15 protein-coding genes are annotated in these 13,364 nt (G+C 68.2%); 3 read left to right on the top strand and 12 right to left on the bottom strand.

Annotated features, from left to right (window positions below; all coding sequences use genetic code 11):
• Positions 1 to 10: 10 nt before the first annotated feature.
• Positions 11 to 703 carry an IS6 family transposase gene (locus tag RXV88_RS17035; RefSeq protein ID WP_316294729.1) on the bottom strand — a complete coding sequence of 231 codons (693 nt, stop codon included), beginning with the start codon at positions 701 to 703 and terminating at the stop codon, positions 11 to 13.
• Positions 704 to 746: 43 nt separating this feature from the next.
• Between RXV88_RS17035 and RXV88_RS17040 the strand changes: the two genes are divergently transcribed.
• Positions 747 to 1,271 (top strand): hypothetical protein, encoded by a 525-nt coding sequence (locus RXV88_RS17040; RefSeq protein ID WP_316294697.1) that lies wholly within the window; start codon positions 747 to 749, stop codon positions 1,269 to 1,271.
• Between the two features lie 42 nt (positions 1,272 to 1,313).
• Here RXV88_RS17040 and RXV88_RS17045 read toward each other — a convergent pair whose 3' ends face one another.
• From RXV88_RS17045 to RXV88_RS17055, 3 genes are read right to left on the bottom strand one after another with little or no spacing between them, the layout of a single operon-like run.
• Positions 1,314 to 2,105, bottom strand: coding sequence for a metal ABC transporter permease (locus RXV88_RS17045; RefSeq protein WP_316294698.1), 792 nt, complete (start codon positions 2,103 to 2,105; stop codon positions 1,314 to 1,316).
• Positions 2,105 to 2,860, bottom strand: a complete 756-nt coding sequence (locus RXV88_RS17050; RefSeq protein WP_316294699.1) for a metal ABC transporter ATP-binding protein — start codon at positions 2,858 to 2,860, stop codon at positions 2,105 to 2,107. Before RXV88_RS17050 ends, RXV88_RS17045 begins: the two co-directional genes overlap by 1 nt.
• Positions 2,857 to 3,336, bottom strand: a complete 480-nt coding sequence (locus RXV88_RS17055; RefSeq protein ID WP_316294700.1) for a transcriptional repressor — start codon at positions 3,334 to 3,336, stop codon at positions 2,857 to 2,859. Before RXV88_RS17055 ends, RXV88_RS17050 begins: the two co-directional genes overlap by 4 nt.
• A 93-nt stretch (positions 3,337 to 3,429) precedes the next feature.
• On the opposite strand from RXV88_RS17055, the gene RXV88_RS17060 reads away from it, so the two are divergent.
• Complete coding sequence (locus RXV88_RS17060) at positions 3,430 to 4,392, top strand: zinc ABC transporter substrate-binding protein (RefSeq protein WP_316294701.1); 963 nt, start codon at positions 3,430 to 3,432, stop codon at positions 4,390 to 4,392.
• Positions 4,393 to 4,452: 60 nt separating this feature from the next.
• The gene (locus RXV88_RS17065) at positions 4,453 to 5,697 is read left to right on the top strand and encodes a glycerate kinase (RefSeq protein WP_316294702.1); all 1,245 of its coding nucleotides are present in this window, start codon (positions 4,453 to 4,455) and stop codon (positions 5,695 to 5,697) included.
• Positions 5,698 to 5,703: 6 nt separating this feature from the next.
• On the opposite strand, the gene RXV88_RS17070 is transcribed toward RXV88_RS17065, so the two are convergent.
• The 8 genes from RXV88_RS17070 to RXV88_RS17105 are packed head-to-tail and all read right to left on the bottom strand — an operon-like array spanning position 5,704 to position 13,298.
• Positions 5,704 to 6,489 (bottom strand): 5-oxoprolinase subunit PxpA, encoded by a 786-nt coding sequence (locus tag RXV88_RS17070; RefSeq protein ID WP_316294703.1) that lies wholly within the window; start codon positions 6,487 to 6,489, stop codon positions 5,704 to 5,706.
• Positions 6,486 to 7,511, bottom strand: a complete 1,026-nt coding sequence (locus RXV88_RS17075; protein ID WP_316294704.1) for an urea amidolyase — start codon at positions 7,509 to 7,511, stop codon at positions 6,486 to 6,488. Before RXV88_RS17075 ends, RXV88_RS17070 begins: the two co-directional genes overlap by 4 nt.
• Positions 7,508 to 8,251: a 5-oxoprolinase subunit B family protein gene (locus RXV88_RS17080; protein WP_316294705.1), complete on the bottom strand. Its 744-nt coding sequence runs from the start codon at positions 8,249 to 8,251 to the stop codon at positions 7,508 to 7,510. Before RXV88_RS17080 ends, RXV88_RS17075 begins: the two co-directional genes overlap by 4 nt.
• Positions 8,232 to 9,140, bottom strand: coding sequence for a hypothetical protein (locus tag RXV88_RS17085; RefSeq protein WP_316294706.1), 909 nt, complete (start codon positions 9,138 to 9,140; stop codon positions 8,232 to 8,234). The genes RXV88_RS17080 and RXV88_RS17085 overlap by 20 nt, the downstream gene beginning before the upstream one ends.
• Entirely contained in the window at positions 9,141 to 10,448 is a 1,308-nt protein-coding gene (locus tag RXV88_RS17090) for a TRAP transporter large permease subunit (protein ID WP_316294707.1), read from the bottom strand. It lies immediately after the preceding gene.
• Between the two features lies 1 nt (position 10,449).
• Complete coding sequence (locus tag RXV88_RS17095) at positions 10,450 to 10,983, bottom strand: TRAP transporter small permease (RefSeq protein ID WP_410468833.1); 534 nt, start codon at positions 10,981 to 10,983, stop codon at positions 10,450 to 10,452.
• Positions 10,984 to 11,037: 54 nt separating this feature from the next.
• Entirely contained in the window at positions 11,038 to 12,012 is a 975-nt protein-coding gene (locus RXV88_RS17100) for a TRAP transporter substrate-binding protein (RefSeq protein WP_316294708.1), read from the bottom strand.
• 29 nt (positions 12,013 to 12,041) lie between these two features.
• Positions 12,042 to 13,298 carry an FAD-binding oxidoreductase gene (locus RXV88_RS17105; protein WP_316294709.1) on the bottom strand — a complete coding sequence of 419 codons (1,257 nt, stop codon included), beginning with the start codon at positions 13,296 to 13,298 and terminating at the stop codon, positions 12,042 to 12,044.
• Positions 13,299 to 13,364: the final 66 nt, after the last annotated feature.

Genomic DNA, 13,364 nt, shown 5'->3' on the forward strand with positions numbered 1-13,364 from the left:
GAGCGCGGCCTCAGGCCGCCACGATTTCATGCCAGTCGGCTGAGGCCCGGGCGCGGAGGGTTTTCAGCGTGCGGCGGGAAATCAGATGACGTTGTACATTGAAATGGTTGGCGATGGCGGCGTGGGTCGACAAAAAGCGTTGCGCCGATCCGGGCGACTTGAACCGAATTTGTTGTCGCTCCCGGCGCCGGGTCGGCTGATGCGAAACCTCTGCCCGATTGTTCGACCGTCCTCCGGTGACGTGGCGATCAGTCATGCCCAACTCGCGCAGAGCGGCGCCGTAGGACCGGAGCCGGTCCGTCACGACTGCAATTGGCACGTAGCCCTGCCGCTTCAGCAATTTCCGCAGCAATTTCAATGCCGCTTTCCGGTCTCGCTTCGATTGGACCAGTATGTCGAGGACCTCTCCCTCGTCGTCGACAGCGCGCCAGAGATAGACGATCTTGCCGCCGATCTTGAGGAAGACTTCATCCAGGTGCCAGCGATCGGAGGGCCGTGGTCGGCGACGGCGGACCTTCTCGGCGTAGAGGCGGCCAAACTTCAGCGTCCACCGCCGAACGGTCTCGTAGGACACGTCGATGCCCCGTTCAGCGAGCATTTCCTCGACATCGCGATAGCTCAGCGCGAACCGGAAGTAGAGCCAGACGGCATGTTGAATGATCGCCGGTGGGAACCGGTGGCGTGAGTAGGAGACTTGGCGCATGACGAGTACTACCGTCAGATCATCAAGATGGCCAAGCGTTAATGTGACGGCGCCCATCGAGGCGTCGATAGATCACGTCCTGCAAGGCCACGCCCCTTATCCGGCGATGTCCATCGACCGGATCTGGAACCTGCTCAAGGCCAACGCGCCCGCGCAGAGGTTCTTTGCCCTGGCCGGGGCGCGGGGCGACCCCAACCTTATGCGCGAGATGCTGTCCCCCGGCCCCCTGCGCGACACCATCGTGAATTGGGAGGAGACCGCCCGCTCGTTGCTGCGGCTGCTGGAACTGGAGGTTGCCCGCCGCCCTCACGACACCGAGGCCATCGCGCTTCACGCCGAGCTGCTTGCGCTGGACGGGGTGCAGGCGTTGATGAGCACGCCCCGAAGCGGGCTGAATGCCCCGGTTCTCGCGATCAGGATCCGGATCGGGGAAGAGGTGCTCGAGCTGTTCTCGCTGATCGCGACCATCGGCATGAGCGCCGACGCGACCTTTGACGACCTGCGGATCGAGACGCTCTTGCCCGCCAACGACGAAACGCGCGCCTGGTTTGCACTGAATTTCGCCTAGGCCAAGCGTTGCGTTCGATGCGCCCAGGCCGGTCTTACCGTCCTATCGGCGGAACAGACCCCGCAGGCTTTGCACCGCGACAAAGATCAGCGCCGCCGCGCAGACGATGGTCGGCCCGGCGGGCGTGTCGAGCCAGAATGCCCCTTGCATCCCGCCCAGCGCCGACAGCACGCCGAACCCGGCGGCGATCAGCGCCATGCGCTCGGGCGTGTCCGACAGCGGACGCGCGGCGGCGGCGGGGATCAGCAGCAGCGCCCCGATCAGCAGTGCGCCCACCACCTTGATCGCGACCGCCACCACCAGCGCCAGCGCCACCGTCAGCGCCATCTGTTCGCGGCGCGCGTGGATGCCCCCGGCCGCCGCCAGATCCGGCGAAAGCGTCGCGGTCAAAAGCGCGTTCCAGCGCCAGGCCAGCAGCGCCAAAACCAGCGCCGCGCCGCCCCAGATGATCGCCAGATCGCCCCGCGTCACCGCCAGAATGTCGCCGAAAAGATAGGCCGCCAGGTCAAGCCGCGCGCCATCCACAAAGGTGATCGCCACCAGCCCGAAGGCCAGCGCCGAATGCGCGATCACCCCCAGCGCGGTGTCGATCGCCACCTCGCGCCCCGACCAGTAGACCACCGCCAGCGCCATCACCAGCGCCACCGCCAGCGCGCCGGTGAAGACCGGCAGGCTCAGCGCCAGCGACAGCGCCACGCCCAGGATCGCCGCATGGGCTGTGGCGTCGCCGAAATAGGCCATGCGCCGCCAGACCACGAAACAGCCCAGCGGCGCCGCCGCCAGCGCCACGCCCATGCCCGCCAGCGCGGCGCGGATCAGGAAATCGTCCAGCATCAATGGGTGTGCTCGTGGCTGTGGGAATGCTCGTGGCCATGGGGATGGTCATGGCTGTGCGAATGTTCGTGCCGGTAAAGCGCCAGCGCCCCCTGCGTGCCGCTGCCGAAGAGCGCGCGGTATTCCGCGGCCTGGGCCACGACCTCGGGGTGGCCTTCGCAGCAGACATGGCCGTTGAGACAGATCACCCGGTCCGAGGCGCTCATCACCACGTGCAATTCGTGGCTCACCATCAGCACCGCGCAGCCGAGCGACGTGCGGATATCCTCGATCAGGCGGTAGAACGCCGCCGAGCCCGGCTGGTCCAACCCCTGCGTCGGCTCGTCCAGGATCAGCAGTTCGGGCCGGTTGAGCAGCGCCCGCGCCAGAAGGGCGCGCTGAAACTGTCCGCCCGACAGGTCGGACATCTGCCGGTCGGCAAGGCTCGTGGCCCCGGCCTGCGCCAGCGCCGCCGCTTGGGTCGCCGCATCGCTGCGATGCGGCAGGTTCAGAAACCGCGTGACCGTCATCGGCAAGGTCGGGTCGATGGCCAGCTTTTGCGGCACATAGCCCAGCCGCAGCCCCGGCTTGCGGGTCACCCGCCCCCGCGACAAGGGCACGGACCCGACCAAAGCCCGCACGAGCGTCGATTTGCCCGATCCGTTCGGGCCCACAAGGGTGACGATCTCGCCCGGGGTGATCGTCAGATCGACCCCCTGCAAAACCGTGCCGCCGCCATAGGCCACCGACAGGTCCTTGGCTGCGATCAGGCTCATGCGGCGTCCCCGGTGCAGCGCGGGCAGAGCCCCTCGGCCTCGATCACCATCCGCTCGACCTTGAACCCCAGCTCGGCCCCGGCGTGGCGAATGGCGCGGGCCGCGGGGCGGGCGGGCGCCTCGGCGACGCTGTTGCAGGCCCGGCAGATCAGGAAGGCCGGCGCGTGCCGGGTGCCGGGATGGGCGCAGGCGATAAAGGCGTTCAGACGCTCGATCTTGTGGGCAAAGCCGTGGCCGACGAGGAATTCCAGCGCCCGGTAGGCCACCGGCGGCTGCGAGCCCAGCCCCTCGTCGCGCAAGACGTCGAGCACGTCATAGGCCCCCATGGCCCGGTGCTCCTGCAGCAGGATCTCGATCACGCGGCGGCGCACGGGCGTCAGTTGCAGCCCCTGCTCGCCGCAGGTTTCCTCGACCGAGCGCAAGGCCTCGGCGATACAGCTTTGGTGATCGTGGCGTTCGAATCCGAGCGCGGACATGTCGGCTCCTCTTTGCGGCCTCGGGGGGTTGATATGTTATAATATACAGGTTAGCAAGCGCGTCATGTTATATCATAACACTCAGAGGACGACATGATTCTCCGTAGCCTGACCGCCGCGCTCTTGACGACCACCGCCGCCTGGGCCGAGGCCCCGCGCGTCGCGACCGATATCCTGCCCGTACACGGGCTGGCGTCCATGGTGATGGGCGATCTGGGCGCGCCGTCGCTGATCCTGCCGCCCGGCGCGTCGCCCCACGATTACGCCCTGCGCCCGTCCGAGGCGCGTGCCCTGAGCGAGGCCGACATCGTGTTCCGCATCGGCGCGGCGCTGGCCCCCGGGCTCGACCGGCCGCTCGACGCGCTGGCGGGCGGGGCGCAAGTGGTAACGCTGACCGAGGTGTCGGGGACGGTGCTGCTCGACTACCGCCAAGAGGCGACGTTTGCGCCGGACGATCACGACGATCACGGGCACAAGCACGACGACGATCACGGGCACGGGCACGATGATCACGACGACGACCACGGGCACGACCACGGCGGCGAGCATGATCCCCATGCCTGGCTCGCCCCGGACAACGCCGCGCTCTGGCTCGACCATATGGCCGCGGTTCTGGCCGAGGCCGACCCCAAGAACGCCGACCGCTACCGCGCCAATGCCGCCGCCGCCCGGGCCGAGATCGACGCCGCGGTCGCCGACGCAAAGGCCGCGCTGGCCACGGCAGAGGGACCCTATGTCGTCTTCCACGACGCCTATCACTACTTCGAAGAGGCGTTCGACCTGCCCGTGCTGGGCGCAATCTCGGCCAGCGACGCCCAGGGGCCCAGCCCGTCGCGGCTGGCCACCCTGCGCGATGCGCTTGAGACCAGCGACGTGACCTGCCTCTTCTCCGAACCCCAGTTCGATCCGCGCCTCATCGCCGCCGTGTCCGAGGGCACCGAGCTGCCGGTGGCGGTGCTGGATCCTCTGGGCACCGATCTGCCGCCCGGGGCCGGGCATTATCCGGCGCTGCTGCGCGACATGGCGCAGCGGATCGCGGGCTGCGCCGGGCAATGACCGCTTGACAGCGCGGGGCGGTCGGCCTCACCTCGGCGCGATCCCCGAAAGGAGCCGACCATGCCCGATCTGCGCCAGCTGGCCCGCACGCTCTTTGACGCCGCCGTGGCGGCCGCCGATCCGGCGCTGGCGCTGCGCCGCGCGTTTGCCGATCATCCGCCGCCGCAGGCGACGGGGCGGACAATCCTGATCGCGGTCGGCAAGGCCGCGCCTGCCATGCTGGCCGAGGCCATGGCGCTTTGCCCCGGCGCCGACACCGCCATCGCGGTGACGCATCACGAAAACCCGGCGGAGGTTCCCGGTGCGCAGGTGCTGCGCGCGGGCCACCCGGTGCCCGACGAGGCCGGCGCAGCGGCGGCCCGCGCGGTGATCGAGGCCCTGAAGGCCTGCGGCCCCGGCGACCGGGTGATCGCGCTGATTTCGGGCGGGGGATCGGCGCTCTTGCCCGCGCCCGCGCCGGGGCTCACGCTGGCGGACAAGGCGGCGGTGAACCGGGCGCTGCTGGCGGCGGGGCTCGACATCGTGCAGATGAACCTGGTGCGCCAGCAGCTTTCGCAGCTCAAGGGCGGCGGGATGCTGCGGCTGGCGGCCCCGGCCACGGTGACCGCCTATATCCTGTCGGACGTGATCGGCGACGATCTGCGCGCCATCGCTTCGGGCCCCACGGTCGGCCCCATCGGCACACGGGCCGAGGCGCGCGCCTTGCTGCGGGACGCGGGTCTTTGGGACGACCTGCCGCTTAAAGTCCGCGCGCATCTGTCCGACGACACGCCCGCCGCGCCGGTGCCCGAGGCTGTGAACCACCTCATCGGCTCGAACCGCCAATCGCTCGAGGCGATGGCGCGCGCCGCAGCCCAGGCCGGGCTGGCCACGCGCATCGTCAGCGACCGGCTGACCGGCGATGTTGCGGATGCCGCCCGCGTCGTGCTGGCCGAGCTTGCGCCGGTAGCGGAACCGACCGCGCTGCTCTTCGGGGGCGAAACGACCGTCAACCTGACCGGCACTGGCATGGGGGGGCGCAATCAGGAACTGGCCTTGCGCGTGGCGCTGGACGCGCCCGGGATCGGCAACGACTGGGTCTTTCTGTCGGGCGGCACCGACGGGCGCGACGGGCCGACCGAGGCCGCGGGCGGGCTGGTCGATGGCGCAACCGCCGAACGGATCGCCGCAGCGGGCCAGGACGCAAAGGCTCTGCTGGCCGACAACGACAGCCACGCCGCCCTTGACGCCGCGGGGGATTTGCTGATCACCGGGGCCACCGGCACCAATGTGGCCGACGTGCAGGCGCTGCTGATCCGGCCCTGAGGCCGCTCAGCCCGCGCTGACCGGCCCCTGCCGCCCTTCGAACTGCCGCAAACCGATGCCCGCATCGGCCAGCGCCCCGCGCACCTTGCGGGCAATGTCGAGCGCGGTCTTGCCGTCGCCGTGCAGGCAGATCGTGTCGACCGCCGCCGGGATGTGTTTGCCCGATTCGGTGATGATCGCGCCGGCCTGAACCATCGCGACCATGCGCGCGCCCGCCACCTCGGGGTCGTGGATCACCGCGCCGGGCAGGCTGCGGTCGACCAGCGTGGCGTCGTCGTTATAGGCGCGGTCGGCGAAGATTTCCCCGGCCCAGCGGCAGCCCAGTTTCTCGACGGCGGTTTGCTGTCGGGTGGCGGCCAGCACCATGACGATGATGTCCGGGTCGATATCCAGCGCGCCCTGATAGCAGGCCCGCGCCATCGCGGCGTCCTCGGCCGCCATGTTGGCCAGCGCGCCGTGCAGTTTCAGATGCCGCACCGTGCCGCCCGCCGCCTGCGCCATCGCCCGCGCCGCGCCCAGCTGATAGCGCACGAGGTTGCGCAGGCTGGCGGGCGGCAGCGACATGCGGCGGCGGCCAAAGCCCTGCAGGTCGGGAAATCCCGGATGCGCGCCGATGCCGGTGCCGTTCTTGACCGCCTCGGCCATGGTGGCGGCCATCACGTCCCAATCGCCCGCGTGAAAACCGCAGGCGATGTTTGCCGAGGTGATGACCTTGAGCAATTCGGCGTCCTGGCCCATCACCCAGGGCCCAAAGCTTTCGCCCATATCGGCGTTCAGATCGACGGATGTCATGTCAGCTCCCTTTCCAGATCGTCCCCGGCGGTGACCCCGCTGATCAGCGTGTAGGACAGAAGATCGGCGATATCGGCCGGATCGCGAACCAGCGGCTCGGCCTTGCGCAAGAGCGCGGCGACATCCTTGCGCAGACGCGCCTCGACCTCGGTGGCCTCTTCGTGGGTGATGAAGCGGAACGTCAGCCGCGCCCCCGCCGGGGCCTGCGCCGCGCGCGGCATGTCCGCCGGGATCACCGTAGCGATGCGCGGATACCCCCCGGTCGTCTGGCATTCGGCGGACAGGATAAAGGGCGTACCGTCGCCGGTCACCTGAATGTCGCCCGGCACGATGATTTCCGACACCACGTTGAGCCCGCCCTCGACATGGAAGCCCCGCCCGTCCGAGGTCAGCCGCACCCCCATCCGGTTGGCGCGGGCGTCGCGGGTAAAGACAGTCTGGCCGAACCGCTCCATATCGGCATCGGGGAAAAAGCCGGTCTGCAAACTGGGCACCACGCGCAGGGCGCCGCCGTCGAAACGGCCATCGGCGGGCAGTTTCATACCGACCCGCGTGCCCTTATCCGGGCCGATGGGCAGGACCTGCCCGGTCTCCAGCGCCGCGCCCAGCCCCGCGGTCAGATGCGCCGACCGCGCGCCCAGCAGCTCGGGCAGGGCCACGCCGCCGCCAACGCTCAGATAGCCATAAGCCCCGGACGTGACTGGCCCGATCTCAAGCCGGCTGCCTGCGGGCAGAAGGTGGCTGGCGTTCCAGACCAGCGCCGCGCCATCAAGCGAGGCGCGCATCGGCGCGCCGGTGAGCGCGATGCGCATGTCCTCGGAGGCCTCGAACACGCCGCCCATGCCCGGCAGTTCCACCGCCGCCAGATCGGCCCCCTGCCCCAGCAGCGCCGCCGCCTCGTAAAGCGCCAGCCGGTCCGCCGCGCCGCCGCGCGACAGGCCGAAGGCCAGATAGCCCGGCCGCCCCAGATCCTGCACCGTGGCGCCTGGCCCGATGCGGTGAATGGTCAGGCTGCGGGTCATCGGATCGGCTCCGTCACGGCGCCACCATCGGGGTCGGCCTGCATGTTGTTCAGCTTTTCGGGATCGGTCGGCACGAATTGCACCTCGTCGCCGGGGCGCAGCACGAAAGGCGTCTGGCTGTCGGGGCGGAAAAGCTGAAACGCGGTCTGCCCGATATGCCGCCAGCCGGTGGGCGTGCTGTTGGAAAAGAGCACCAGCTGCCGGATCGCCACCACCAGCGCGCCGCGCGGCACGGTGGGCGTCAGGTTCTGCTGGCGCGGAATGTCCCAGCATTCCGGCAACTCGCCCAGATAGGGCTGGCCGGGGGCAAAGCCGATGGTCGTCACGCGCACGCGGGTTTCCGAGATCGAGCGGATCGCCTTGGCCTCGCTCAGCCCGGCGGCGGCGGCGGCCTCGGCCAGCTGCGGGCCCATGTCGGTGCCGTAAACCGTCGGGATGCGGAAGAACCGCCGCCCCTCAGGCAGGTCGGCCTGCAGCCAGTCGGCGCCGCCCAGCCGCTCTTTCAGCTGCGCGGTCAGCTGCGCCGGGTCGGCGTGGACCGGATCGAACCTCAGATAGGCAGAGACGAGCGAGGTCGAGGTCTCTTCGACCCCGTCCCAGCCGGCATCCTCGATCGCCGCGCGAAAGGCCAGCGCGGCGCGGTTGGCGGGCTCGGTCAGCTTATCGCCGAAGCTGACCAGCAGGCCATCGGTGCCCACATGGCGGATCAGCGGAAAGGTGTCAGGTCTGTGCAAGATCATGAAGCGGCTTCAGCAAAAGAGGGGTCAGGTACATCGGCACCTGGTAACAGCCGATGAAGATCAGCAACGGGTCGGTTGTGGCGGCGGGCAACGCCACGAGAAAGAGCGCGATGTTGCGGTTGCCTGCGATCATCGACAGCGGCACCGCCCAGCGCGTCGCGCGGCGCAAAAGCAGCGCAAACGTCGCAAGTTGCAGGCCGAAGTTCATGCAGATCACCGCCACCAGCCAGCTTGCCAGCCGCCACGGATCGTCGCGCAGCAATGGCCCGATGGCCGACATCAGCCCCACCACCAGCACACCCAGTAAAAGCGCCGTCGCCCCGTCGATGCCGCGAATGCCGTCTGCGCTCAGCTCTCCGGCAAGGTGCCGGGCCAGCAGCCCCGCCCCCACCGCGCCCAGGATGACCGCGATCAGCCGCGCCCCCGCGGCCAGCGCGCCGACCTCGATCGGCAGCAGCCAAATCACCGGGATCACCGTCAGCGGAAAAAGCGCCGTGCCCAGCACCAGCACCCGCATCGCCAGCGCCGGGTCGTGGCCCGTCATGATGGCGAAATTCGGCGTGCCGGTGATCGAGGGCGCCGACAGCATCAGCACCACCGCCAGCGCGAAGGGAGATGTGGCGAGCCCGAAGGCCAGCAGCGCCAGCAGCACCACCAGTGGCAACACCAGCTGCAACACCAGCACTGCGCTCAGCGACGGCCAGCCCGCCCCGGCCGCCAGCACCGCCCGCGGGCCAAGCCGAAAGGCCGTCAGGAAGAGCAGCGCCGACACCATATGCGGCAGCCAGGGCCGCAGCGTAGCCGCCACGCCGGGCAAGGCCAGCCCGGCCAACAGCCCAAGTATCAAGCACCAGCGCGCGTGCCGGGCCGCAAAGTGCAAAAGCGGCATTCATCGGACCTGTCGTATGGTCTCGGGCAGCCACAGCGCCAGATCGGGCACCCAGATCAGGATGAAGCACATCAGCACCATGATCAGGAACATCGGCAGCGCCGCACGGGTGATGTATCCCATTTCGTGCTGGGTCATGCCTTGCAACACAAAGAGGTTGAACCCGATGGGCGGCGTGATCTGCGCCATCTCGACGACGACCACGACAAAGATGCCGAACCAGATCAGGTCGATCCCCGCCTCGCGCACCATCGGCTCGACCACCGCCATGGTCAGCACCACCGAGCTGATCCCGTCGAGGAACATGCCCAGCACGATGTAGAAGACCAGAAGCGCCATCAGCAGCTGAAAGCGCGACAGCTCCATCACGGCGATCATGTCGGCCAGGGCGCGCGGCAGGCCGGTAAAGCCCATGGCGAGCTTCAGAAAGGCCGCCCCGGCAAGGATCAGCGCGATCATCGCGCTGGTGCGGGTGGCGCCCATCAGCGATTCCGTGAAGGTCGACCAGTTGAGCGACCCTTGCCCCGCCGCCAGGATCAGCCCGCCGATGACGCCGAAGGCCGCCGCCTCGGTCGCGGTGGCGATGCCCAGATACATCGACCCGATCACCACGATGATCAGCGCAAAGACCGGCAGCAGGAATTTCGAATTCTCCAGCTTTTCGCGGAAGGACATGCCGGTTTCCTGGTGCGGTTTCCATGTCTTGGACAGCATCGCGTAGATCGCCACGTAGCCCATGAACATGCCCGCCAGCACCAGCCCCGGCAGTACGCCCGCAAAGAAAAGCTGCGTGATGGATTCGTTGACCGTCACGCCATAGACGATCAGCGCAAGGCTCGGCGGGATCATCAGCCCCAGCGTCGCCGCCCCCGCCAGCGTGCCGATCACCAGCCGCTCGGGGTAATCGCGCGCCCTCAGCTCGGGGATCGACATCTTACCCACCGTGGTCAGCGTCGCCGCCGACGACCCCGAAACCGCCGCAAAGACCGTGCAGCCGACGATATTGGTGTGCACCAGCCCCCCCGGCAGCCGCGCGAGCCAGGGCGAGAGGCCCTTGAACATGTCCTCGGAAAGCCTTGTGCGGTAAAGGATTTCGCCCATCCAGATGAAGAGCGGCAGCGCCGTCAGGGTCCAGCTTGACGACGAGGCCCAGATCGTCGTGATCATCGTGTCGCCCACGGGCCGCGAGGTGAACAGCTCCATCCCGACCCAGGCCACGCCCATCAGCGCAAGGCCGACCCAGACGCCGGTGCCCAGAAGCAGGAAGAGGACGAAGAGGAACAGCGTGATGGCATAAATCTCGGTCATGTCACTCTCCGAAGCTCTGATCGACAAGGTCGCGTTGGATGCGGTGATCGCCGTGCAGGATGACGTGGATCAGGTGATCGGTCAGGGCGATGGCCAGAATGCCGCCGCCGATCACCATCACCGATTGCGGGATCCACAGGGCCGTCGCGTCCTGGCTTTGCGAGACTTCGTTGAACTTCCACGACCAGTAGGTGAACCAATAGGCGTAATAGGTGAAATACCACGCGATGGCCGCGCCAAGGCCGAAGCACCAGACCTCGAGCAGCCGCCGAAAGGCCTTGGGCACCGCGTTGAGCAGGATCGACACCCGGATATGCGCGCCGCGGTTCAGCGCATTGGCGAAGGCCAGAAAAGACGCCGCCCCCATCGCATAACCGGCATAGGCCGAGGCCCCCGGAAAGGTCATCCCGGTCCACCGCGCCACCATCTGCGCCACGATCAGGCACAGGATCGCGATCAGGCAAATCGCGGCCAGCACGCCCGCCGCAAGATAGAGCGCGTCCAGCCCGCGCCGCAGGAGTCTCAGTCCGCCCATGGCATCCCCCGTTCGGAAAAGAAGGGGGCGGGCCCGCGCCCGCCCCGCCCCGGATTATTGGGCCTTGAAGGCATCGACGATGGCCTGGCCCTTTTCGCCCGTGGCCTCGAGCCATTCGGCGGTCATGGTCTCGCCGATCTCCCTGAGATCCGACACCAGCTGCTCGCCCGCGGGCCCGACGGTCATGCCGCCCGCCGCCAGACCGGCCAGCGTAAAGCCGGTGTATTCCTTGGCGCGCCAGGTGCCGGCATATTCCGCCAGCTTGGCGCAGGCGTTGACGACGTTCTTGTTGGCGTCCGACACATCGGCCCAGATGTCGGCGTTCACCATCACGTAGTTGCGCGGCAGCCAGGCGTCGACCTCGTAGAAATGCGACAGCGATTCCCAGACCTTGCGGTCATAGCCGGTCGAGCCCGAGCTGATCATCGACTCGGCCACGCCGGTGGCGAAAGCCTGGCTGATCTCGGCCGCCTCGATGGTGACGGGCGCCATGCCGGTCAGTTCGGCCAGACGCGCGGTCGCGTTGTTGTAGGAGCGGAACTTGATCCCCTCCATATCCGCGACCGAGTTGACCTCCTTATTGAAGTACAGCCCCTGCGGCGGCCACGGCACCGAATAGATCAGGTGCAGGTTCTGTTCGTTCAGCACCTCTTCGATGGTGGGCTGGGCAATGTCCCAAAGCTTGGCGTGCTCGTCGAAGGACGACACCAGGAAGGGCACCGAATCCCAGCCGAAGAGCGCGTTTTCGTTCTGGTGGCCCGACAGCAGACGCTCGCCGATCGGCACCTGGCCGGTCTGGATCGCGCGCTTGATGTCCGCGCCGGCAAAGAGCGATCCCGACGGATGGGTCTTGATCTCGATCTCGCCGCCGGTGCCGGTGGTCACGCACTCGGCGAATTCCGCCCCGGTCGCCGAATGATAGTTCGACGCCGAATAGGCCATCGGCATGTCCCATGTGTCGGCCAGCGCGGGGGCTGTCAGGGCGGTGGCGCAGGCCAGTCCGGCCAGGGTGTTCTTTAGTATTTTCATGGTCTTCTCCCAGTTGGTTAGTGGTGTTTTCAGGCAAAGCGCCCCGGTTGGTACGGGGTCATGTCGGTATTGGACGGGCGGTCCGTCATCATCTGCGCCAGCAGGCGGCCGGTCTTGGGACCGCCGGTCAGGCCGATGTGGTGATGCCCGAAGGCCGTGAAGACGCCGGTGTCGCGCACCTCGCCGATCAGCGGCAGGCTGTCGGTCGTGGCCGGGCGGTGGCCCATCCATTCGACTTCCTCGGTCGCGTCGAGCTGCGGGAAGGCGCGTTTCACATGACGGCGCAACAGGTCAAAAGGCGCGCGCGAGGGCGCGGCCTCCAGCCCGCCGAACTCGACGATGCCGGCGCAGCGCAGCCCGTCGGCCATCGGCGTGGCCACGAACTTGCCTTCGCGCAGCATGAACGGCACCCGCGGCCCGCCGGTCGCGCCGCGAAAGACGATGTGATAGCCGCGCTCGGTCTCCAGCGGCACCTTGAGGCCCAGCTTTTGCATCAGCGGTTTCGACCAGACGCCGGTGGCGATCACTGCGCGGTCGCACTCCAGCGGCCCCTGATCGGTGACGACCTTTGAGATGCGCCCGCCCTCGATGGTCAGATCCCGCACCTCGGCGCGCAGGACGCGGCCGCCCATGGCCTCGAGATCCTGCGCCAGTGCTGCGACATAGCCGCCGGGGTCGAGCACGTGACCGTGGTCGTGCAGCACCGCGAGGCATCCGATATCGTCCCCAAGTGCGGGCTCGTAGTCGCGCGCCTCTTCGCCTTCCAGCACGTCCGGCACAAAGCCGTGCTCGACGCGGAAGGCCCAGGAATAGGCCTCGGCATCAAAGGCGGCGCGGTCAGGGTAAGCGTAGACGTAATCGCCTAGGCTAATGAAGCGGCGCGAGGACAGGCCGTCGGTCAGGGCGACGTGCTGTTCGGGGCTGTCGGTGACGATCGGCGCCAGACCGGCGGCGATGCGGCGGGTGTCGGCGTCGTTGGCATGGGACAGATAGCGCGCGAGCCACGGCAAGAGCCGCGGCAAGTAGGCCCATTTCAGAAACAGCGGATAATCGCGGTCGAAAAGCATCCCCGGCGCCTGCGTCACAAGCCCCGGCCCGGTGACGGGCAACATGCCGCAAGCGGCCAGCACGCCGCCGTTGCCAAAGCTTGTGCCCTCGCCCGGGCCGGCCTTGTCGACCAGCGTGACGTCGCAGCCGAACCGCCGCAGCCAGATCGCGGTCGACACGCCAACGATCCCCGCACCGATGACGACGACGTGATCCGATCTGTCCCTCTGCACGGTCAATGCGGCCCCCCCGAGGCTGATTCGTCCCTTATCTTCGCGGCACGCGCCCCCACACGTCAACAATTT

It is taken from the genome of Aestuariicoccus sp. MJ-SS9 (genome assembly GCF_032586235.1).
Taxonomy (GTDB): domain Bacteria; phylum Pseudomonadota; class Alphaproteobacteria; order Rhodobacterales; family Rhodobacteraceae; genus Aestuariicoccus.